Here is a 22,247-nt window from a genome sequence, read left to right as displayed (position 1 = left end):
GCCGCGGCGCAACCATCCTGCCGCGCAATCATGTCTTTCAGCAGCACAGACATCAAAAGTCACAAACGAGCCACGCGTTTCTGACCAAGGATAGCCACGTTCGAGGCCAACGCTGTACCTCAAGAGGAGAATATTACGTGGCAACGTCCGTCAGCACTTCTGTCAGCCAGCCGACCCCGGACGAGGCATTGGCCCGGCTCGTCAGCGGCAACGACGCGTTTGTCGCCGACCGGCCGTTGCCCTCCGATCTCTCGCGCGAGCGGCGGCTGGCGCTCGCCGAGGGGCAGCAGCCGTTCGCGACCCTGGTGGGATGCTCGGATTCCCGCGTGGGTCCCGAGCAGTTGTTCGGTGCTGGTCTTGGCGAGCTTTTCATCGTCCGCACCGCCGGCAACAATGTCGACACCGCCGGCATGGGGTCGATCGAATATTCCGTGGCCGTGCTGAAGGTGCCGCTCATCGTCGTTCTCGGCCATGACAAATGCGGCGCCGTTTCCGCTGCTGCGGACGTCGTGACGAAGGACGCGCGGTTCCCCGGAAGCATCGCTCGCATGATCGAGCCGATCGTGCCGGCTGTCCTGGCGGCGCAGCGCAACCCCAGCGCGGCATCGTTGGTTGATACGGCGGTCGAGGAGAATGTCCGGCGCATGGTCGAGCGGCTGCAGAAGTTCTCGGAGCCGATGCTGATCGAGCCGCAGGAACGCGGTGAATTGAAAGTCGTGGGCGCCGTTTACGAGCTCGCGACCGGCCGCGTGCGCTGGCTCTGAGATGATGTGTCGGTCGGGCAAAGCCATTGATGGCTTTCCCGACCGCGAGACCGGGATTGCGGTCCTTGACGAGATCAAGGCCGCAATCAGCCGGGAGGGCTAGGCCGCGAGTTCAAAGCTGTCGGCGCGCGCCAACTGCCAGGCATTTCCATAAAAATCCCGTTGGTTCGGATCTCGCAGCAGTTCACCCTCCTCAAGGAAGGTGTGGAGCTGCGAAAAGAGGCGAACCTCGGTCTCGCTGACGCGGCGGACGAGATGATGCGGGCTGATGCCGCGCGGATGCTCCAGGCCGGCGGCTGCGATCATCTCCGCCAACGCGCCGAGCGTATTGCGGTGGAAATTAAACACCCGTTCAGCCTTGTCCTCGACCACCAGCGCGCGCTGGCGCATCGGATCCTGCGTGGCCACGCCGACCGGACAGCGGTTGGTGTTGCAGGCGAGCGACTGGATGCAGCCGATTGCAAACATGAAGCCGCGGCCTGCGTTCACCCAATCCGCACCAAGAGCCATCACGGCGGCCATGTCGAAGGCGCTGACGATCTTGCCTGCCGCCCCGAGCTTGATCCGGTTCCGAATTCCCGCGCCGACCAGCGTGTTGTGGACGAACAACAAGCCTTCCCGCATAGGCACGCCGATATGGTCGGCGAATTCGAGTGGAGCCGCACCCGTGCCGCCTTCGGCGCCATCCACCACGATATAATCCGGGAAGATGCTGGTCTGGCGCATCGCCTTGACCATGGCCATGAACTCCCAGGGATGACCCACGCAGAGTTTGAAACCGACGGGCTTGCCTTTGGACAGCCGGCGCAATTCGGCGATGAAGTGCATCATCTCCACGGGAGTTGAAAAAGCGCGATGGCGGGAGGGGGAAACGCAGTCCTCCCCCATCGGTACGCCGCGCGTCGCGGCGATCTCGGGTGTGACCTTCGCGGCGGGCAGAATGCCGCCATGCCCTGGCTTCGCGCCCTGGCTGAGCTTGATCTCGATCATCTTGACCTGCGGGTCTACGGCTTGTTCCCCGAAGCGGACGGGGTCGAAATTGCCGTCTGCGGTGCGGCAACCGAAATAGCCGCTGCCGATCTCCCAGATCAGGTCCCCGCCATGTTCGCGGTGGTAGGGACTGATGCTGCCTTCACCGGTATCATGCGCGAAACCGCCCATCCGGGCTCCCTTGTTGAGGGCACGGATCGCGTTTGCGCTGAGCGAGCCGAAGCTCATCGCGCTGATATTGAATACGGATGCAAGATAGGGCTGGGCGCAATCCTCGCCGCCGATCGAGACGCGAAAGCCGGCCGGATCGCTCTTGGGGGCCGGGCGCGTCGAATGCGCGATGAACTCGTAGCCATTCTCGTAGACGTCACGCTGCGTGCCGAACGCCCGTTCGCTGCCCTCATTCTTCGCGCGTGAATAGACGAGAGCGCGCTGGCTGCGGGAGAAGGGATTCTCCTCATCATCGGCCTCGATCAGGTACTGGCGGATCTCGGGCCGGATGTCCTCGAAGAACCACCGCAGGCGACCGATGATGGGATAGTTCCGGCGCACGGAGTGCAGCGGCTGCGCGAGATCGTAAAGGCCGAGCAGCGCGAGGATCACGCTCCCCACGAAGAACGGGATCGCCCAGACGTTCGGCAGATAATAGGCCGAGACGAGGGCTGTGACGAGGCTGAGGCCCAGCGCCGTGAAACGAGTGAACAGAACCTGACCTCCACGCCATACATACACATCCAGGCACATGGCCCAGACCGATGGCGGACGGATTAGCCCAAGCTTGCGAGCATGGCCATGTTGCCGGCCTTGCAGAAATCTCGCCGCACTCGCGGTGAGGGAGCACAGGATGTGCGAACATGCGAGGTGCGCGGCTTCCTCGCCACCACGGGATCCGTGGCCAGGGAAGATACTGACGCTCTTTTTATTGCGAACCGCTTCGCACTCCCTCACAGCGGGCTATGTCGATGCGCTCTTGCCTTCTGTCCGTCCGGTCGCTCGCCAAGACCGTGTCGGACGGGCGTCTGCTGTTCGAGCACCTCGATCTCGAGGTTGCCGCTGGCGAACTCGTCGCGATCATCGGCGAATCCGGCGTCGGCAAGTCGACGCTGCTCAACATCCTGGCCGGGCTGGACGATGCCGATGCGGGACGGGTGAGCCTCGAAGGCACCGAGCTGGAGGCGCTCAACGAAAGCGCGCGCACGCGCCTTCGCCGTGAGCGCATAGGCTTCGTCTTCCAGGCCTTCCATATCCTGCCCTATCTGACGCTCCGGCAGAATGTCGCGCTTCCCCTGGCGCTGGTTTCGCCGGACGCGCGATCCGTCGAGGCAAGGGCCGCGGAAATGCTCGCGGCGGTCGGTCTGGGCGACCGCGGCGAAAGCTATGCGCGGGATCTGTCGGGCGGCGAATTGCAACGCGTTGCGATTGCGCGCGCGCTTGTCCACCGACCGGCGCTGATCCTCGCGGATGAACCGACCGGCAATCTCGACCCCGAAACCGCCAGGCGCATCCTCGACCTTTTTGCGCGCGCGGTGAGGGAAGGGGGAGCGGCAGGCGTGATCGTCACCCATTCCGAAGCCACGGCGGCGATCGCCGACCGGGTCCTGACGCTTACGCCGGTCGGCCTAGTCGAACGGCGTGGCCGCTAGGGTGGGCCTCTGGGATGCGCGGCTGGCGCTGCGCTGGCTGATCCTCGGCGAATGGCGTTTCCACCCGGCGCGATATCTGCTGACGTCGGTGGCGATCGCGGTCGGCGTGGCGCTCGGCTTTGCCGTCCATCTCGTCAACGGATCCGCGCTCGCATCGTTCGGCGCGGCGGTACGCGGGGTGAACGGATCTGCCGAACTCTCGGTGCGTGCCGCGAGCCCGCTTGGCTTTGACGAGAACATCTATCCCCGGGTTGCCCGGATGGATGGCGTGCAGGATGTGAGCCCCGTCGTCCGTCTCGACGCCCGGATCGGGCGCGCGCGGCTCACGCTGCTCGGGCTGGACGTCATTCGTGCCGCGGCCATCACCCCCGCGCTCGTCGGGGTGCGCAGCCAGGGTCCCGGAGCGGACGACGACGCGGCATTCGACGAGGACGCGGTCTATCTCTCCCGGGCAGCGATGTCCGCAACCGGCGCGGCCGTCGGCGATACGGTGTCGCTCATCGCGAACGGCCGTACACGCGTGGTGCGCGTGGCCGGATCCCTGCCCGGTGTCGGCGAAAGCGCGTCGGTCGGCGTCATCGACATCGCTGCCGCGCAATGGCACTTCGCGCGGCTGGGGCGGCTGGATCGTCTCGATCTTCTCGTTGCCGATCGATCGAAAGCGCAAGCGGCATTGCGTGCGCTGTTGCCGGCCGACGCCGTCATCGCAACTGCCGACGCGGACAGCGTCCAGGGCGACGCGCTGTCACGATCCTATCGCGTCAACCTTGACATGCTCGCGCTGGTGGCGCTGCTGACGGGTGGCTTCCTTGTCTATTCTGCCCAATCGCTATCGGTGGTGCGTCGGCAACGCGCATTCGCGCTTGCCCGAACGCTTGGCCTGCCGCGGCAGAGCGTCATCGCCGCGCTGGCGGTCGAGGGGCTGGCGATCGGCCTCGCCGGTGCGACGGGTGGTCTGCTGGCCGGCTACGCACTGGCCTGGTCCGCGTTGCACTGGTTCGGGGGCGATCTGGGCGCTGGCTATTTTCGCGCATCATCGGTCGCCATCGATTTCCAGCCGATGGCTGCGGCCGGGTTTTTTGCGCTCGGTCTGATTGCGGCCTGCGCCGGCAGCGCGCTGCCGGCGCGTCTTGCCGCGCGCGTGACGCCGGCCGCGGCGCTCCGCAATATGGGCGACATGCTCGATCCGAGGCAGCCCGTCGCCTGGTGGCCCGCGGCGGTGCTGTTGCTCGCCGGTGGCGGCGTCTCGCTGCTGCCGGCGGTGGCGGGGCTTCCGCTGTTCGGCTTTGTCGGCATGGGGCTGCTGCTGGCCGGTGGTGTCGCCGGGGTTCCATGGTTCACACGGCTGCTGCTTGCCCCCGCGGCGCGCCGTCCCGTCCGCGCGGTTTGGCGAGCCCTGGCGGTCAGGCATCTTCATGGCGCACCGAACGAGGCCGCGACGGCGCTGTCCGGTATCGTCGCGTCGACGGCGCTGATGATCGCGATGGCAACGATGGTCACCAGCTTCCGCGGCGCCGTCGACGACTGGCTCGGCGACGTCCTGAGCGGAGATCTCTATATGCGGGCGATGCCCGGCGCCGGCTTCGATCCGGCCGTACGCCTGCGCCTCGCCGCAACGCCGGGTGTGACGATCGCGCGCTTCAGCCGCCAGGTTCCGCTCACGCTCGCCGCTGACCAGCCGCCGCTGATGCTGATCGCACGGCCGACCGAGCGGGGGCGAAACGCGCAGTTGCAACTGATCGGGCCGGCGGCGCCCGTTCCTGCCGGTGCGATGCCGGTGTGGGTGTCGGAGCCCGCCCACCGCTTGTACGGCTGGCGACAGGGGGAGACGATCGTGTTGCCGATCGCTGGTGGTGCGCGCATGTTCGTGGCGGGGATCTGGCGCGACTATGCCCGGCAGGCCGGCGCGGTGGTGATCGACGAGGCGGATTATCAACGGCTGACCGCAGACTTGCGCCGCGACGAGGCGCAGATCGAGGTGCAGCCCGGCAGTGACCCGGACGAGGTTGCCCGTCGGATCCTCGCGCGTCTGCCGCACGCGCTGCGCGGGCAGGTCGAGATCAGCCGTCCGGCTGCGCTTCGGCGCTTCGCATTGGATCTGTTCGATCAGAGCTTTGCGATCACCTATCTGCTCGAAGCGGTGGCGATCCTTGTCGGCCTTGCAGGCGTAGCGGCGACCATGTCTGCCCAGACCATCGCGCGAGAGCGCGAGTTCGGCATGCTGCGCCATCTGGGTCTCACCCGCGGCCAGCTCAGCCGCATGCTGGCGACCGAAGGAGCGATCGTAGGCGGTACCGGCGGGTTGGCGGGCATCGCACTGGGGCTGCTGCTCGCGCAGGTCCTCATCCACGTGATCAACCCGCAATCGTTCAACTGGACGATGACGACGCGCATCCCCTTCGCGACGCTGGCGGCGGTCCTGGCTGCGTTGACCTTGGCTGCGGCAGTGACCGCTGCCCTCGCCAGCCGGCGCGCGACCGCCCGGAAGGCCGTGCAGTCGGTGCGGGAGGATTGGTGATGCGGCGGCTTGCGGCAATCCCCATAGTCGCGGTTGCAAGCCTGGCCGCCGCGCCGGCGCCACTCGATTATCCCGCCGTGCGACCTGGGGTCATCCTGCGATTTCCCCGTGATCATGGGGCGCATCCCGCCTTTCGCACCGAATGGTGGTACGTCACCGGGTGGCTGAAGACGGCGACGGGTGAGCGGCTTGGCTTCCAGGTGACCTTCTTCCGGACGCGGCCGCCTGTCGATCGATCCAATCCCAGCCGCTTTGCGGCGACGCAGCTGCTTTTCGCACATGCCGGGCTGTCGGATCCGCGTGTCGGCGCGCTTTTGCATGACGAGCGCGCCGCCCGCCAGGGCTTCGGACTGGCCCGGGCGCGCACCGGCGATGCCGATGTTCGCCTGCGCGACTGGCGGCTTCATCGCATGTCTGACGGGCGCTGGGGCACGGCGGTACGCGCCCGGGATTTCTCACTGGCCCTCATCTTCAAACCGACCCAGCCGGCGCTTCTTCAGGGGGCGGGGGGCTATAGTCGAAAGGGGCCGGCGATCGGGGACGCGAGCCATTATTATTCCATACCGCATCTGCGCGTTGCCGGCGAAATCACCCGTAATGGCAAACCGGCACGGGTAACCGGCGAGGCATGGCTCGATCGCGAATGGTCGTCCAACTTTCTCGCCAGCGATGCGCAGGGGTGGGACTGGACCGGCCTCAATTTCGACGATGGCCGCGCGTTGATGGCGTTTCGCATCCGGCGCCGCGACGGATCGACGCTCTGGGCGGGGGGATCGATGCGCAGTCCGGATGGCCGCGTCATCGTCCTGGCACCGGGAGATGTGGCGTTCCGGACGACTGGGCGGTGGCGCAGCCCGGCGACGGGCGCCGTCTATCCCGTCGCTCAGGAGCTTGCGGTGCGCCTGCCCGGGGGCGTTTCCCGCTTCCCGTTGCGGCCGCTGTTCCCGGCCCAGGAACTCGACGGCCGCCGCACCGGGCTCCCGGTCTATTGGGAGGGCGCGGTGCAGACCCGCGGCGGCAGGGGGTATCTGGAACTCACCGGCTATGACCGGCCTCTGAAGATGTGAACGTGAGCGCATCCGGCGCGGCCATCGACGGCGATAGGCGCCCGAAGCTCGTCATGATCCAAAATCGCGCGGACCTGAACGTCGTCGAAAAGGCGACGGTCGGCATCGATTTTGACGAGCAATCGCTCGCGGTAAGTTACCTCTTTCAGCGCGCATCCTTGTCCAGACCGACCTGCGCCTTGAGCTCGTCGATCATTTTGGACGCCTCAGCCTTGCTCAGCCCGGCAGGAGGTGCCTGGACACCCGCCTCCTCGCACAGCGTCGTCAAATAGGAAGATTGCGCGCCGGTCATCGGCTCGTCGCCCGAAACCCATTCGTCCGGATCCTTCTCCGTGTTGGATCCGGGGTGCGCTTCGAGTTTGGGATTTGGCAGTGCAGCGGACATCATGTCACCTCGCGTTCGATATATGTTCCGATAACCGGTGGAGAGGCCGGGAAGTTCCCGCAAAGAGTTCGCCGAAGATCAGGCCATCGGACGTAACCAGGGCAAATCTACTGGCGCCGCCACACCGCCGCTGATCGCGCGCTGCGTCACCCTGGATCCACACCCCTGTCCGCAGCGTTGCCCCACTGGATGGCGCAAAACCAAGGAGAGTGACATGGAAGAGAAGCGCGGCGGGCAGGCGCCGGAGACCGAGATCGCAACAAGCGATGGCCGCACGGCGCAGCAAACTGCGGCACCGGGCAGGGGCGCGGTGCGCGACAAGCCGGAAGATCCTGCCATTCTCAAGGAGGCTCAGGACAAGGCGAATGCGGACCGCAAGCTGATGCGGCGACATGGTTTCGGCGATCACAAGGGCGGCGATATCTCATGAACTGAGCTGAACTGGGGTTCCGATCGATTTCCACGCCTGGTCGGCCGCTACGTCCCGCAGAACGCCGCATCGTGCAGCACGGCGGGCAGGCGTGGCAGGAGGTCCCGCGCAAGAAAGCCGAACCTGCCGATCCGGTGCGCGGCGTCGTTTCCGGCGGCGCCATGCGCGGCGACGCCCCAAGCGGCCGCAGTCAAAGGCTCCGCCCCGCGCGCGACAAGGCCGCCGATGATGCCGGCGAGCACGTCGCCCGAGCCGCTGGTCGCGAGGCCGGGGCAGCCTCCGCCGAACACGAGCATCTCGCCGTCGGGAGCGGCGATAAAGGTCTCGGCACCCTTGAGCACGACGATGGCGCCGCTTTCGCGCGCGACGCGTGTGACCATGGCAGCGGGGTCGCGTGCGATGTCGGCGCGTGCGACGCCGACAAGCCGTGCCATTTCGCCATGATGCGGCGTCAGGATCAGCGGCATATCCCCAGCAAACCGACGCAACGTAGCGACGTTACAGCAAGTGAGCGCCGCCGCGTCGAGCAGGACCGCCGGCGGTCGCAGGCCGAGAAGACCGTCGACAAGCGCCGACGTTTCGTCGGACCGGCTCATGCCGGGTCCGAGCAGGAGCACATCGCATCGCGGGATGCGGTCGCGCAAGATATCGACCGCGGCAGCAGCGATCTCGCCATCGTCGCGCATCGGCAGGGCAGTCATCGCTGCCTCGGGCACGAGGACGCCCAGCGCCAGTGCGACCGGCTCGACCGTGGCCATCTGCAGCTTGCCGGCGCCCGCCCGCAGCGCGGCCTCCCCGGTCAGCGCAAGGGCGCCCGGCACGAAGCGCGCCCCGCCCACGAGCAGCACGGTCCCGCGGCTGTTCTTGTCGACGGGGCCGTCATGCGGCGGCAGCGGATGCGCAGCCCGCCACTCGGCGTCCAGAGCGGCGGCGGTCGTCATCCGCCTACCGCGGCCGGACGGTCGGCCGCGCGCGTCACCGCGACATTGTCGGCCACGACCGGCGCAGTCATGTTGTAACGTTCGAGCACAAGCCCGCCGCGCCGGCCAGCAGCGGGATCGAAACGATATTCGGTGATCGCGCAGTTCGCCACATCGCCTTCACGGTCGATGGCGAGGATGCGATCCTCGTCGAGATTCTCGATGACGTAGCGGAAGCAAAGCACCACCACCTGATGCGCGAAAATCATCACATTGCGCCCGGCATAATGCAGCGAGATCGTGTCCATGACGGCGCGGAGCCTGAAGATGACGTCACACCAGCTCTCCCCGCCGGGCGGCCGATGATAGAATTTGCCCAGCGTTCGGCGGAACATCGCCTGCTGTGGTTCGAGCTTCGCAACGCCAGGCGTGGTCAGCCCGTCGAGGATGCCGAATTCCTTCTCGCGCAATCAGATCGGTTCATCGGCGTCGGCACCGCCTTCGGCCCGGAACAGCTTCGCCGTCTGCATCGCGCGGCGATAGGGCGAGGCCAGCAGGATTTCGGGACGGCCCCGTTCGTCGGCATCACGAAACCAGCGTCCGAGCGCGCGTGCCTGATCCTCGCCGAGCGAGCTCAGCGGCACATCGACGTCGCGGCCATCGATCGCGATGCGATCGAGCGCGTCGGCATGCGCCTGATCGCGCGCGACATTGCCCGCGCTTTCGCCGTGGCGCACGATCCACAGGCGCTTCGGCCAAGGCGGATGGGCTGTGGTCATCTCCGCACGGGCCTCATTCTGCGGCCTGGGGCCATGGCGCCGCGGCGCGGACACCGCCGAGGTCGTGCGGCGCGAAATCGTCGACCGCGACCACCTGCTCGACCGCATGCTCCACGGCCTCGAGCTGCGCGGCCTCATCCGCGCTGATCAGGCCTGCGGCACGAGCCCTGCGCCAGTCACGCTGACCCGCCTTGCGCAACCGGTCATGAATTGGCTGGATGTCGGCGACCATCGCGAACGTTCGGGTGAGATGGCCGACGGACGAATCGCGCCTGAGATAGAGGTCGCCGACGAGACGGTCGCGAGCCGCGGACGGCACGGTGAGAAGGGTCGCGACCTGCCGGACGTGTCGGTCGGAAGGGCCACGACGGCGGCGGCCCCAAGGCATGATGAAGAAGCGAAGCGTCCGGCGTACCGGTGCGTAAGGCAGGTTGGCGAGAATCTCATCGAACCGCTGCTCGATCGTCGCAAAGCCGCTCTCCATGCACCAGGCGAGAAGCGGCCAGTCCTCGTTCCGGCGCCCTTCATCCTCCCACCGTTTGAGCGCGGCGGCGAGCAGATAGAGTTCGGACAGGATGTCGCCCAGTCGCGCCGAGAGCAGTTCGCGGCGCTTGAGCGCCCCGCCCAACGTCAGGAAGGCAATATCGGAGACGAGGGCGAACGCCGCCGAATAGCGCGACATCTGCCGGTAGAAACGACGTGCGCGGCCGGCATCGGGCGCCGGCGCGAGCAGGCCGCCGGTCCAGTTGCGCCAGAAGGCGCGCACCGCGGTGCGCACGAAATGGCCGACATGGCGCCATAGCGCATCGTCGAACGCGACGAGCGCGCGGCCCTGATCGCTGTCGCCGACGGCGCGGATCTCGCGAAGCAGATAGGGGTGCGAGCGGATCGCGCCCTGCCCGAATACCATCAGGCTGCGCGTGAGGATGTTGGCGCCTTCCACCGTGATGCCGACCGGCAGTGCCCGATATTGGCTCGCCATATAGTTAGAGGGGCCGTCGATCACCGCCTTGCCGGCGTGGACATCCATGGCGTCGTTGACCACCACCCGCATCCGCTCGGTCGCGTGGAGTTTCATGATCGAGGCGATGACCGCGGGATGCTTGCCCTGGTCGAGCCCCGCGCAGGTCAACCGCCGCGCGGCGTCGAGAAGATAGGCATTGCCGGCAATACGCGCGAGACGTTCCTGAATGCCCTCGAAGCTGCCGATCGGCAGGCCGAACTGCTGGCGAACCCGCGCATAGGCGCCGGTGACGTGCGCGCAGAAGGCGGCTGAGGCTGCCGACATCGATGGCAGCGATATGCCGCGTCCGGCGGCCAGGGCGCTCATCAGCATCTTCCAGCCCTCGCCCGCGCGCTCGGGCCCGCCGATGATATGATCCAGCGGCACGAAGACGTCGTGGCCAGCCGTGGGACCGTTCTGGAAGCTCTGCATCGACGGCCAATGCCGCCGGCCGATCTCCACGCCGGGCAGGTCGGTGGGCACGAGCGCCACGGTGATGCCGATCTCTTCCTCTTCGCCCAGCAGGTGGTCGGGATCGCGCAGCTTGAACGCCAGGCCGAGGACCGTCGCGACAGGGCCCAACGTGATGTAGCGCTTCTGCCAGTTGAGGCGGATACCGAGCACTTCCTCACCCTGCCATCGGCCGCGGGAGACGATCCCCTCGTCCTCCATGCCTGCCGCGTCCGAACCGGCCTGCGGGCTGGTCAGTCCGAAGCAGGGAATTTCGCGCCCGTCGGCAAGCCGCGGCAGCCAATGATCGCGCTGGGCATCGGTGCCGAACGCCAGGATCAACTCACCCGGCCCCAGCGAGTTGGGCACCATCGCGGTAACCGCGGCAGACACCGAATGCGACGCGATCTTGCGCACCACCTCGCTGTGTCCGAAGGCCGAAAAGCCGAGGCCGCCATAGCGTTTGGGAATGATCATCCCGAAGAAGCGCGCGCGTCGGAGATAGTCCCACGCCTCGGGCGGCAGGTCGTGCGTGACAGTGTTGATCGTCCAGTCGTCGATCATTGCGCACAGCGTCTCAACCGGTCCGGCGAGAAATGCCTTCTCCTCCGGCGTCAGCGCCGCGGGCGGTATCGCGAGCAGCGCCGACCAGTCCGGATTGCCGGTGAACAGCGCCGCATCCAGCCACGGTTCGCCGGCCTCGATCGCTTCGCTTTCGGTCGCGGACAGCGCCGGCATCGCCTCTGCAACAAGATGGAAAAGGGGGCGCGAAACAAGTTCGCGGCGCAAAGCGGCTGCTGCCATGATCACTCTCCTCACCATGGCAAACGCAGCCGGTGCGCGAGCGGTTCAATCGGCGATGACGATTGCGCCTTGAAGCGTCGATCCCGGTGCAAGCAGCCGGAACTGTTTCAAGAAGATGCGATGAGGGATCGGCGCGGCGCGTTCAGCCGGATGCCGAGCGAGAGTCATGGCGAGCCCGTTTGCCCGTAAGCTGAATTTTGCCGCAGCCTCCACGGCGCACGGCCGCCTCATGCTGGATTGGTTCTCTTATGGATCGCGGAAGGGGGATACACCGCGACACAACCCTCTCATCAGGGAGGGGTTCGCCTGCCGATACAAGCTGCTTCGAACGGCGACTCGATGCTGCACATGCTGCCGCTCCTGATCCGCGGCAGAACGCGATTGTCCGCGCGCGGGCCGGCTTGCTCTTCGAACTGGAAATGCGCCAATGATTCCAAGGTGAACAGCTGCTGAGGGGCCGATGTTGCTCGGTTGAGCAAACCGCAGATGTCACGGTTACGCCGTCGCATGTTTCGCCTGCGAGCAAAACTTTTGAACCGATCACGCGTTCATATGCCGTCAGGCAGGTCGACCAGAATGCCCGTCATCTCACAGTTCGAGGCCAGAAGTTCAAGGCCCGCATTCGGGACGAGACCCATGATCTATCGCATAACCGCCCGGCAATCGCCGGCAAGCGAAACTCTCGAGCCTGGTGTGACACAGAGCGAGCGGCGTCGGCTGCAGAGTCTTTCCATCTCGAATATGGACAGGCCATCGCTGCCCGTCTCTGAAGCATCCTATCTCGGCAAACGCATCGACACGTGCGAGCGCATGGCCGAACAGAGCGAGGATAGCTGCGCACGCCGAGTGCATATGACCATGGCTGACGGCTATCGGGCGCGGCTTGCCGCACTGGTATCTCGCCGGCCATAGTCGGACCAAACGGCGTCACCGCCGAGCAGCGGGAGCGATGCGCGCCGCGGCATGCATCTGTCGCCGTCCAGCGGCGAGGCATCGAACTGCCGTTAGCGCGGCCGCCGCCGTTCATGTTCGTGCGCATCAGCCAGATGTCGCCGTGGGTGTGGTAGCAGTTGATCGCTCCGTTATGGAACTATCAACGCAGGTTGAAGACGGTGGGTTTGAACCCTCCTAGCTGGCTTGCTTGTTTGATGATGAACGGTTCGGGGCGCGTAACCAATCTTGAGAGTTGATACAAAATCAACGAGCAGTGACAGTGAATTAGAACGTGATCCTGAGGAATCAGTCTAGGACGCCTGCAGGACATTGGGCGGCCGGTGCGACTGCGCGGAAGTGATCCCAAGGAGAGAGGAATGGCCGGGAATGGATTCGTGGAACGAGCAACACGACTGATCGGTTGTCATCTTGAGGAGGGGAGAGGGATTGGCGGGGACAGTCCGATGCAACCCCATGTTCGGAACCGGCATGCAAGCTATGCGTCGCAGGAAACGCCCGTCGAGCATCGCGCCCTTGCGCGCGCATTTCTTGCGGCCCTGCGAGAGCCCACCGCGCCGATGATCAGTGCGGGCGCGCGAACGATCGAGGGGCTGCAGCCGACGCCCGAAGCGATGGCGGAAACCATATGGCAGCGCATGATCGATGCGGCCTTGGATGAGATTGAGTAATCATGGCGACGCAGCAAAAAGTTTTCCTCTCTCGCTGCTTGATGCACAGACTCTCGCTGGGGTAGTCAAATAGATCGGGCCAGTACTATATCTAGCGGAGCTGCTCTTTATTCGATAAATGGTGCCAGGTATTCTAAAGATATCATGGTGAATTCGGTGAGCCGTCGACGGACGGCATTTGTTCCGGTTTGTTCGATCTCTGCTTAGGCTCCAAACTCAATCAGCCGGTTGAGGTATAGCGGTTTTCCTGATTCACATGACGTGTGGATCACGGGAGGTGGGGCATGGCATTGTTTTGGCTGTCGGACGAGGCGTGGGCGGCGATCGAGCCGCATCTGCCGAGGAACCAGCCCGGCGCCCGGCGTGTCGATGATCGCCGGGTTATATCGGGCATTTTGCACGTGCTGAAGGTGGGCTGCCGTTGGTGCGACTGCCCAGCCGACTATGGGCCATCGACAACGGTCTACAACCGGTTCAACCGCTGGTCGCGGCGCGGCTTCTGGCTCAAGCTACTGGACGCGCTGGTGAATGCTGGCGTGGTCACGAGAAGCACCGCCATCGACAGCACCTACATCAAGGCTCAACGCGCGGCGTTCGGAGCAAAGGGGGGCGTGCGGTACAGGCGATCGGCCGCTCTCGCGGCGGCTGGACGACGAAGGTTCACGCGCTCACCGACGTCATCGGCCGCCCTTATGCGCTGATGCTTACGCCGGGCAACGTCAGCGACATGACGGCAGCGCCTGCACTCCTCGAACGCGCCGGACGTATGCGCTACCTGCTCGGCGACAAGGGCTACGACGCCGACGAGCTACGCCGCATAGCTCGCGATGCCGGCGCCACGCCCGTCATTCCCGGCCGCCGCAACCGCAAGCGCGCCATACGTTACGACAAGCAGCGCTACCGCGGGCGCCACCTTATTGAGAATGCCTTCTGTCGTCTCAAGGACTTCCGTCGTGTCGCCACCCGCTACGACAAGCTCGCAAACAACTTTCTGTCTGCGGTAGCGCTGGCTACCATGATCTCGTTCTGGCTTTGAGGTCCAGCATGCTCAATCCGGCAATGAACAACACAAAGTGGGACGAACTGCGGCTTGCAATGTACGCCATCGCGCCGCCGCCGTCCTGGACCACGCTGTCCATAGATGGGCATCGCTCGTCGCCAGATCGGGAGTGGTTCTACCACTTCAGAGAGGGTGGATATGAGTCGATCCTCTCTGTCGACATCCACGTCAACGGTCCAGACCAGCGGGAACTTGTTCGTTCAGCTCTGAGGAAGGTGCATGTGCCCGGCGAGGAGTTGCCGGAGGGCTTTCGCGTGTTCGGCTATGTCAAAGACGGGCAAGCCGCCGCGTTCCTGTGATGGCCGCCCTGGCGGTCTGATCGAGTCTGGACCCTATGATGCTCGAAATAACCGCATTATCAAGTTCCGATAGGAATTTGGCGCGCGTGAGCGCGGGCCTCTCATTGGCCGATGATGATCACACATAAATGCAATGTTCATGGTTTAATCCGAAATGGGGATCAAATAGCCATCAGGAGCAGGCGAACTGCTTGATGGGACATGATCTCACGTTATCTGCACCTCGACTGATCGGATTACAAGCCGCGCGAATGCCGGGGTGCCCTCAAAATCCTCCTGAGATCAAGACTATCGCGCATCTGAGATGCGGGATAATTCTTGAATGAGATCATTGGGGGTGTGATGATCACGCATCTGAAATGCGAGATCATCCTGTGGCACTGCACCTGGTCGGCGAAACGCGTCTCAGCGAGGCGAGCGCAACGATCAAGCTGCCTCTATTCACGATAAATGCGCTGGCTTTCCAAGCGGCTCAAACGCAGGTTCTGGAGCTTGCTACAGCGCGCGCTTCCAAGTTGGCGGCGAACATGGCTTAGTACGTAACGGACGGATCTGGGCTGAGATGCCGATCTTCATAGCTCGGCTGCTTTCGGCCAGCTCAAGACGTTCAGCGTCGTTCTTGTGAGGGGCAGCTCTTACCGAAGCCCGCCATTGGGGTCGCGCAAACCAGCCGGTCGGCTATGCGCCCTAACCCGGCCGTTCAACCTACGAATCGGTTCGGCAGCTCACGCACTCGCCCCGGCGAGCAGTGGGCGCAGCTGGCGGCCGCCAGGCGCCGGCCGGTTTCGAGCCGCGGCCCTGGCGACCGCGACGACGAGATTCGGCGCAAAGCGGACGAAACACGCGGGAAATGTGCCGCGGCAGTCACGGGAGTCATCGCGCGACTGCAAATGGCTTCGTGGCCGATCCTCGAAGACGGATTCAACCCGCCAGTGCTGCCGCCACGCCACGGGCTTCGAGCGGCAGGTTGACGACATTGGTCGCGCCAGTGCGAGAGAGGAGGTCGACATTCTGACCGTGGGGCGCATGGCAGGCGAGCAGGCGCGGGGCGCCCGGGTGGCGGCTGCGCGCGCGCTCGAACAGCCAGCTTATGCCATTGTCATCCGCCATCCCCATCGCCAGCACCACGTCGAAGCGCGACGGCGCCGCCTCGAGAGCCGCAACCGCAGCCCATCCATCGGTGAAGCCGACCGGCTCATAGCCGAGTGCCGCCAGTAGGTCCTCGGCGCTTAGTCGCTCGGCGTCGGTGGGCGCGAGCAGCAGCACGACCCGGCCCGCGCCGTCCACGGGCAGCGCCGCATCGGCGTCGCGCGGGACGATGTCCGTCGCCGGCGCTGTCGTCATGAGAGGGATCCATATCGTCGCAGTTGTCCCGGCGCCGGGCGCGCTCGCTAATGTCAACGTCCCGCCATGCTCGCGCGCTATCTCGCGCGCGGTCGACAGGCCAAGCCCGGTTCCCGAGGGGCGGGTGGTGAAGAAAGGTTCGAACGCCTGGCGGATCACCTCCGGCGACATGCCGATGCCGTCATCGACCACAGCGATGGTCGCGTAGCCGCCCTGTTCGAGCTCGTCGGGCGCCTCCACCCCTTCACGAACCTCAATGCGTCCGCAGCGGACGCGGATCGGGGTGCCGGGCGGGCTGGCGTCGGCGGCGTTGCTGCACAGGTTGAGGAGCGTCTGCTGGAGCTGTGTCGCATCGGTGACCACGGGGGCTCCGGTGAGGCTGCCGCTCACCTCGATCTCGTGGGCGTTGCCGATCGCCGCCTGCGCAAGCTGGCAGGTCTCGCGCACCAGTGCGTCGAGATCGGTGGGCGCCCGGTTGCCCTGCGATCGCCGGCCATAGCCGAGCAGCGCCTTGACCAGATCGCGCCCGCGGGCTGCCGAAAGCTCGATCTGCTCGAGATGCGGCTTCAGCGTCGAGCACGGCTGGACGACGTCCAACGCCATTTCGGCATGGCCGGTGATCGCGCCCAGCAGATTGTTGAAATTATGCGCGATGCCGCTGGCAAATGCGCCCACCGCCTCCATGCGGCTGGCATGGGCCAGTCGCGTCTGGAGGCGCCTTCTTTCTTTTGCGGCCGTCGCCCGATCCGATGCGAGCATGATCGAGTCGAGCACTGCACCCAGGATCGCGGCGTCCTTTGCATCCCAGCCGCTCTCGGTTTGGAAACCGAAGCAGAGCAGGCTGGCTGTCTGGCGGCTGCCGCTCTGCGCGCGCTGGACGATGCACAGGCAGGATTGCAGCCCGGTGGCGGCGAAGGCGCGCCACACCGGATTGCCCGGCATCGGCCGCGTGCGCGAAATGCGCAGAACGCGATGCTTGTTGTCATGCGCTTCGGCGGGGAGATGTTCGAGGAACACCGGCCAGAGGCGCGCGAGCGCAGCTTCCGCTTCCGGCCATGCGCGGATCCTTTCGGACTGGGCGGTCCGCAGCAGCGCCTCATCCGCGCCGATCGCGGCCGCGAGGTCGCCCAGCGTCGGCACGATGCGCCGATCGAGATCGTCCACCGGGGTCGCGAGCAGCGTGCGTGACAGGCTGGCGATGGCATGTTCCAGCGCAGCCTGGCGCCCAAGGGCGGCGGCATGGGCGCGCATCGCGAGGCCCCAGCGGACCAGCAGATACAGGAGGAGAAGCGACGCGAGATAGAGCAGCACGCGATAGCGGCGTGCGGATACATCCGCATTCGCCTGACGATCGAGCAGCGCCGCGCGGATCGCGTCTGGCAGACGCTCGTCGTTGCGGATCACTGCTTCCACGGTTTCGCCGATCTCCGGCAACAGCGCGTTGAGCAGCCTGCCATGCGCCAGCAGGCGATCGACGTCCGCCGGGCACCGCAACGAGCGACATTGGCGGGCCAACGCGTCCAGCGAACCGGCGACCTCGGCCTTCGCGGCGGATGAATTGACCAATGTGAGGTTGAGCATCGCGCTGGAGAGCCGGTCGATCGAGGGCCGGAGCGGTGTGGCGGCGCTCTGGATCGCCAGGTCGCGGCTATAGGTGCGGAGATAGGCCAGAGAATTGTGGAGCAGTGCGTCGATCGAGGTGAACCGGTTGGCAAGCACCTCCTGCCGGCGCGCGCGCTCGACGAGCTCCGTGCCCAGTTTTTCCGCGCCGGTGCCCGCGAGGCTGTGGTCGACGATGGATGCGGCGCGGTTCATGCCGGCGATGTCAGCGGCGATCGGATCGTAATTGTTGAGCAGGCCGGCGCGCGCGCTGAGCACGTCGCGACGCAGGGCATCCTCGTGCGACAGCATCGCGTCCAGCGCGCCGCGCGCTTCCAGTGCGGCGGGATCGGATGTGCTGGAACCCATGAACATGAGCCAGCTCAACAGCGCGACGAGCAGCGCGACGGCAATGCGATCGAACAGCTTCATTGCCGGATGCGCCTGAGCTCACGGCCTTGGTAGGTGCCGGTCAGCGACCGAAGGAAAGCGGCGATGTCGCGCGCATCCTCCTGACTGAGATCGACGTCGAGCTGTGACGCCGCCATTCGGGTGACCGCGATTTCCAGCGTCGGCGCGCTGCCGTCGTGGAAATAGGGCGGGGTGACGCCGACATTGCGCAGGCTGGGTACGCGCAGCACGCGCGGATTAGGCGAGGCCAGCGGCCGGAAGATGCCGTGGCGCTGGAGCAGGTTGCCGCCGACGTTGCGGCCCTGATGGCAGGAAATGCAGCCGAGCTGCTTGAACCGCGAATAGCCGCGCGCCTCTTGTGCGCTAAGCGCGGACCGGTCGCCGGTCAGCCAGCGATCGAAACGGCTGCCGGGGGTGACCAGCGACCGTTCATAGGTGGCAATCGCGTCGACCACCGCAACCTGATCGAGATCGCGTCCGTAGATGGAGCGAGCGCGTGCCATCAGTTCGGTATCGCGGTGCAGCCGTGCGATCATCCGCTCCAGCGGCACGCCATGCGCGATGGCAGGCGATTTCAACGTCGCCAGCGCCTGATCCTCAAGCGTCTTGTCACGACCCTGCCAGCCGAGCCGGAAGCTCAGGCCGGCGTTGAACACCGTCGGATTGTCGAGGCTCATGCTGCCGCGCCCCGGCAATGATCCGTTGGCGGCGACATCGTGGCAGGCCGCGCAGGGCAGCTTGCCCGAGCCCGAGAGCCGGCCATCGTTGAACAGGTCTCGTCCGAGCGCGACACGCTTGGGGTCACCCGCGGGAAGCGTCAGTATGGGTTGGATCGGCTCCTCGCTCCAATGCGCCGTCGCGGCAAGTGGCTCAGGCTGGACCCGATCTGGCTGATACAGGAGCGGGACGGCCGAGAGCAAGGCGCAGCCGACGAGCAACAAGGGCAGGCCAAACCGGATGTCGCGCGGCGTAGCTCCCGGCCGCGCCGGGCGGCGGCGGAAGGGCAGCAAGGCTGCCAGCCGGCCGCCACGGCGATCCGTCTCAGAAGAATTGTTCGACCACGGCATCGAAGATATAGCCCACGCCCCGCTCGGTACGGATCAATGCCGGATTTGCAGGATCGCGCTCCAGTTTGCGCCTGAGGCGCAGCACTTGCACATCAATGCTCCGATCGTAAATATCCTCATGCGTCCGCGTCGCCTGCAACAGATGCTCGCGCGACAGCACGCGATTGGGCGCGTCGAGGAAGGCGATCAACAACGCGTATTCGCCCTTGGTCAGCGGTACATCCTGCGCCGCGGCGTCGGTCAGCGACCTCGTTTTGCGATGGACGGTCCAGCCGTTGAATCGATAGCCGCCGCGCTGCACGGGCAGCCGCTGCGATTGCCGGCCCACTTCCTGCCTGCGCAGGGTCGCGCGGGCACGTGCCAGTAGCTCGTGCAGGCTGAACGGCTTGGTCAGATAATCGTCGGCGCCCAGTTCCAGGCCGATGATGCGATCAATCTCATCCTGCCGCTGCCCGGTGATGATGATCACGGGAATGTCGGATCGTTCACGGATCCGGCGCAGAACGTCGAACCCGTCCTTATCGCCGAGCTGGACGTCGAGGATCACCAGATTGAAACCGCCGCCATCGATCTGCTGCACGACATGGTCCGGATCGCCCAACCCCACTGCCGAAGCATTGTGACGGCTGAGGAAGGTCGAGATCATCTCGCGCATTGCCGGATCGTCATCGATCACGAGGACTCGGCCGAACTGCAAGCTGCCGGGTTCTGGCGCGGTGGGTACGCTCGCCATGACTTTAATTCTCGCTGCTGGATTCGAATGGGTAGATAGGCAAAGCTGAGCCTCTTGCCAGCCCGAAGCACCTATACTGTCGGATAAAGCGTGATTTATTCGGCCGCGACGGGCTCCTGCATGTCCGCATCGCGCCGCGCCGTAACCGCCCGGAGCAATTGCCCGGTGATGATCCGGCTGGCATCGAGGCGCGCAAAGGCATGCTTTAGGCCCGCCGCGGCGGCGCTGTGGCCCGGCGTATAGAGCAACGCGTCAACTGCCGAGCGCAGCATCGCATCGTCGGGACGTTCGGTCTTCAGGTCGATGCCGGCACCCGAGCGGGCAACGCGCGCCGCCACTTCCGGCTTGTCCTCCGTGGCACCCGCGACGACCAGCGGCACACCCGCGGCGAGCGCCTGGATGACCGTGCCAAAGCCGCCATTGGTGACCATCGCATCGATGCGCGGCAGCAGCCAGTCGAGCGGCAGATAGGTGGCGAGGCGCGCGTTGGCGGGGATGCCGGCAGCCAGCGCACCCGGATCGCGGCCGCCGGCGGTGCCAACCACCAGCACATCGTCGCGATCGGCGAGCGCGCGCATCGTCGACAGGACCAGCTTGTCGAGATCGCCATTGGCTACCGTGCCCTGCGTGACGAATACGACGTGGCGCGCACCGTCGAGATCTTCGGCCCATTCCGGCGGGGGCACCGGCGCGGGCGTCGCCGGCCACAGCCCGGCGAAGCTCAGATGAGGGGGCAGGTTCGATTGCGGATATTCGAGCTCGGGTACGCCGCCCTGCCAGAATATGTCGGAATGACTGGTGGTCACGCCAAGCGCCAGGCCGACCGGTTCGACGCCGACGTCGCGCAACGCCGCCTCATATAGTTCCTGGACGGGGCGCATGGCTGCTTCGGCACCCGCGCGCATCTCCGCCGCTTGTCCTGGCCGTGCTCCAGCATCGACAAAAGGCAGGCCTGGACCATGCGGCAACCCGTCGGCGCGGGGCAGGCCGAGGAACGTGACGCCGCAGATGGCGACGATGGGGCGGCGCTCGCGGGGCTGCAGCATCAGCGGCACGATCCCGAAGAAGAAGGCGTCGGCGATGATCGCGTCGGGTCCGATCTCGGCGATCAGCGCCTGAAGTCCCCGATATTGTGCGGCAAGATTGCCGAAGAAGATGTGCTTGAAGTCGAAATTGAAGACATCCATGCCGGTCAGCCCGGCGCGACCGGGAAAGCTGCCGTCGAGATCGAGCGCGTCGAAATCGGCGGACGCCGGCAACGGATGCAGCCGCGCGCCGACGCTCTCCACGCGCGCGCGGAAGGCCTGACCGGTAAAGACATGAACCTCATGTCCTTGATCGACCAGCGTCCGGGCAGCGCCCAGCACGGGATTTACATGACCTGTGGCGGGCGTGGCCGCGATGACGATCTTCATTTACGCATACTCATCTTGAAGGGACGCGCGTCATCGCTCGGGTCATCGAGATCGGTGCCGCGATTGTGCCGGCGTGATAGGTCGGTGCCGCTACAGTTCCGTGCCATCGATCATGGTGACGGTTACGTTTGTCATGTTCCGCAGGTGCCGTCCGGGCTACGAATGAAACAGTCATGCGCACGGCCTGAAGCCATTCCGCAACCTGCGCCCGTCAAATGGCCCGCCGCGAACAACATGCAGCGGGCCACCGGCACACGTCCGGTGATCGGCCCTCGGCTGCAGACTGGAACAAGCCTCAGATGAATTCCGACACGCTTCTCGCCTTCCTCGGAACGGCGACGATCCTCACCATGGCGCCCGGCCTCGACACGGCGATGGTCTTGCGCACCGCCGCGGCGGAGGGGCCGAGACATGGTGCCGCCGCAGCTTTCGGCATCGGCCTTGGCTGTCTGTGCTGGGGAAGTGCCGCGGCATTCGGCGTCGGCACGCTGTTCGCCGCGTTACCGATGCTGTTTCTTGCGCTCAAATGGGCAGGGGCTGCCTATCTCGGCTGGCTCGGCGTCAATCTGCTGCTCGCCCCGCGCCGCGCTTTTTCCGCGGCGGGCGCTGTTGCGCGTGGTGCGCCAACGCTCGGCCAAGCGGCGGGGCGTGGTTTCATGACCAACATCCTAAACCCCAAGGTCGGGCTGTTCTACCTGACATTGCTGCCGCAATTCGTACCGGCGGGGGACGACGCGAGCGGTTCGGCCCTTACCCTCGCCCTGACGCATGTCGCGATCGCCACGAGTTGGTTCATCCTCCTCGCGGTGGCGACAGGACTGATCCGTCCGGCGCTGCAGCGTCCGCAAGTGATGACCGGGCTCGATCGGGTTACCGGCATGGTCCTCATCCTGCTCGGCTTCCATGTGAGCCTCGCGAGCGGCGTGCTCGCCTGACGGCGCGCG

The 22,247-nt window shown here is 65.7% G+C and carries 17 protein-coding genes and 1 pseudogene; 9 read left to right on the top strand and 9 right to left on the bottom strand.

Features of this window, described 5'->3' with window-relative positions:
- The first annotated feature begins 137 nt into the window (after positions 1 to 137).
- Positions 138 to 764: a carbonic anhydrase gene (locus FHS96_RS18395; RefSeq protein ID WP_429594855.1), complete on the top strand. Its 627-nt coding sequence runs from the start codon at positions 138 to 140 to the stop codon at positions 762 to 764.
- A gap of 99 nt (positions 765 to 863) precedes the next feature.
- On the opposite strand, the gene FHS96_RS18390 is transcribed toward FHS96_RS18395, so the two are convergent.
- Positions 864 to 2,498 carry an FMN-binding glutamate synthase family protein gene (locus tag FHS96_RS18390; protein WP_429594962.1) on the bottom strand — a complete coding sequence of 545 codons (1,635 nt, stop codon included), beginning with the start codon at positions 2,496 to 2,498 and terminating at the stop codon, positions 864 to 866.
- Between the two features lie 218 nt (positions 2,499 to 2,716).
- Between FHS96_RS18390 and FHS96_RS18385 the strand changes: the two genes are divergently transcribed.
- The 3 genes from FHS96_RS18385 to FHS96_RS18375 are packed head-to-tail and all read left to right on the top strand — an operon-like array spanning position 2,717 to position 6,982.
- Positions 2,717 to 3,397: an ABC transporter ATP-binding protein gene (locus tag FHS96_RS18385; protein WP_429594852.1), complete on the top strand. Its 681-nt coding sequence runs from the start codon at positions 2,717 to 2,719 to the stop codon at positions 3,395 to 3,397.
- On the top strand, positions 3,387 to 5,915 hold the full coding sequence (locus tag FHS96_RS18380; RefSeq protein WP_429594850.1) for an FtsX-like permease family protein: 2,529 nt from the start codon (positions 3,387 to 3,389) through the stop codon (positions 5,913 to 5,915). The genes FHS96_RS18385 and FHS96_RS18380 overlap by 11 nt, the downstream gene beginning before the upstream one ends.
- On the top strand, positions 5,915 to 6,982 hold the full coding sequence (locus FHS96_RS18375; RefSeq protein ID WP_429594847.1) for a lipocalin-like domain-containing protein: 1,068 nt from the start codon (positions 5,915 to 5,917) through the stop codon (positions 6,980 to 6,982). Before FHS96_RS18380 ends, FHS96_RS18375 begins: the two co-directional genes overlap by 1 nt.
- Before the next feature lie 145 nt (positions 6,983 to 7,127).
- Here the strand turns inward: FHS96_RS18375 and FHS96_RS18370 are convergent, their stop codons facing one another.
- Positions 7,128 to 7,367, bottom strand: a complete 240-nt coding sequence (locus FHS96_RS18370) for a DUF3072 domain-containing protein (RefSeq protein WP_429594959.1) — start codon at positions 7,365 to 7,367, stop codon at positions 7,128 to 7,130.
- A gap of 37 nt (positions 7,368 to 7,404) precedes the next feature.
- On the opposite strand from FHS96_RS18370, the gene FHS96_RS18365 reads away from it, so the two are divergent.
- Positions 7,405 to 7,797, top strand: coding sequence for a hypothetical protein (locus tag FHS96_RS18365; RefSeq protein WP_429594844.1), 393 nt, complete (start codon positions 7,405 to 7,407; stop codon positions 7,795 to 7,797).
- Between the two features lie 47 nt (positions 7,798 to 7,844).
- Here FHS96_RS18365 and FHS96_RS18360 read toward each other — a convergent pair whose 3' ends face one another.
- From FHS96_RS18360 to FHS96_RS18350, 3 genes and pseudogenes are all read right to left on the bottom strand, one after another.
- Positions 7,845 to 8,738: an NAD(P)H-hydrate dehydratase gene (locus tag FHS96_RS18360; RefSeq protein ID WP_429594841.1), complete on the bottom strand. Its 894-nt coding sequence runs from the start codon at positions 8,736 to 8,738 to the stop codon at positions 7,845 to 7,847.
- Positions 8,735 to 9,496 (bottom strand): annotated as a pseudogene (locus tag FHS96_RS18355) (histidine phosphatase family protein). The gene FHS96_RS18360 and the pseudogene FHS96_RS18355 overlap by 4 nt, the downstream one beginning before the upstream one ends.
- Before the next feature lie 13 nt (positions 9,497 to 9,509).
- Positions 9,510 to 11,753, bottom strand: coding sequence for an acyl-CoA dehydrogenase (locus FHS96_RS18350; RefSeq protein ID WP_429594839.1), 2,244 nt, complete (start codon positions 11,751 to 11,753; stop codon positions 9,510 to 9,512).
- A 1,310-nt stretch (positions 11,754 to 13,063) separates the two neighbouring features.
- Between FHS96_RS18350 and FHS96_RS18345 the strand changes: the two genes are divergently transcribed.
- The 3 genes from FHS96_RS18345 (at position 13,064) to FHS96_RS18335 (ending at position 14,734) form a co-directional block, all read left to right on the top strand.
- Positions 13,064 to 13,375 carry a hypothetical protein gene (locus FHS96_RS18345; protein WP_429594836.1) on the top strand — a complete coding sequence of 104 codons (312 nt, stop codon included), beginning with the start codon at positions 13,064 to 13,066 and terminating at the stop codon, positions 13,373 to 13,375.
- A 284-nt stretch (positions 13,376 to 13,659) separates the two neighbouring features.
- A protein-coding gene (locus FHS96_RS18340; RefSeq protein WP_429594833.1) for an IS5 family transposase occupies positions 13,660 to 14,411 on the top strand; the annotation gives its coding sequence in 2 pieces (ribosomal slippage) (positions 13,660 to 13,995 and positions 13,998 to 14,411; 750 coding nt in all).
- Positions 14,412 to 14,419: 8 nt separating this feature from the next.
- The gene (locus tag FHS96_RS18335) at positions 14,420 to 14,734 is read left to right on the top strand and encodes a DUF6678 family protein (RefSeq protein WP_429594830.1); all 315 of its coding nucleotides are present in this window, start codon (positions 14,420 to 14,422) and stop codon (positions 14,732 to 14,734) included.
- A gap of 921 nt (positions 14,735 to 15,655) precedes the next feature.
- Here the strand turns inward: FHS96_RS18335 and FHS96_RS18330 are convergent.
- From FHS96_RS18330 to FHS96_RS18315, 4 genes are all read right to left on the bottom strand, one after another.
- Positions 15,656 to 18,109 carry a DAHL domain-containing protein gene (locus FHS96_RS18330; protein WP_429594827.1) on the bottom strand — a complete coding sequence of 818 codons (2,454 nt, stop codon included), beginning with the start codon at positions 18,107 to 18,109 and terminating at the stop codon, positions 15,656 to 15,658.
- On the bottom strand, positions 18,106 to 19,155 hold the full coding sequence (locus tag FHS96_RS18325; protein ID WP_429594824.1) for a cytochrome-c peroxidase: 1,050 nt from the start codon (positions 19,153 to 19,155) through the stop codon (positions 18,106 to 18,108). Before FHS96_RS18325 ends, FHS96_RS18330 begins: the two co-directional genes overlap by 4 nt.
- Complete coding sequence (locus tag FHS96_RS18320; protein ID WP_429594822.1) at positions 19,130 to 19,888, bottom strand: response regulator; 759 nt, start codon at positions 19,886 to 19,888, stop codon at positions 19,130 to 19,132. Before FHS96_RS18320 ends, FHS96_RS18325 begins: the two co-directional genes overlap by 26 nt.
- 95 nt (positions 19,889 to 19,983) lie before the next feature.
- Positions 19,984 to 21,303 carry a glycosyltransferase gene (locus FHS96_RS18315; protein ID WP_429594819.1) on the bottom strand — a complete coding sequence of 440 codons (1,320 nt, stop codon included), beginning with the start codon at positions 21,301 to 21,303 and terminating at the stop codon, positions 19,984 to 19,986.
- A 299-nt stretch (positions 21,304 to 21,602) separates the two neighbouring features.
- Here FHS96_RS18315 and FHS96_RS18310 point away from each other — a divergent pair, with 299 nt between their 5' ends.
- Positions 21,603 to 22,238 carry a LysE family translocator gene (locus FHS96_RS18310; RefSeq protein ID WP_429594818.1) on the top strand — a complete coding sequence of 212 codons (636 nt, stop codon included), beginning with the start codon at positions 21,603 to 21,605 and terminating at the stop codon, positions 22,236 to 22,238.
- Positions 22,239 to 22,247 lie beyond the last annotated feature (9 nt).

This window comes from Sphingomonas zeicaulis (assembly GCF_050433225.1).
GTDB lineage: Bacteria > Pseudomonadota > Alphaproteobacteria > Sphingomonadales > Sphingomonadaceae > Sphingomonas_D > Sphingomonas_D zeicaulis.
Note: the sequence above shows the minus strand (reverse complement) of the source record. Positions and strands in the feature narration are given on the sequence as shown.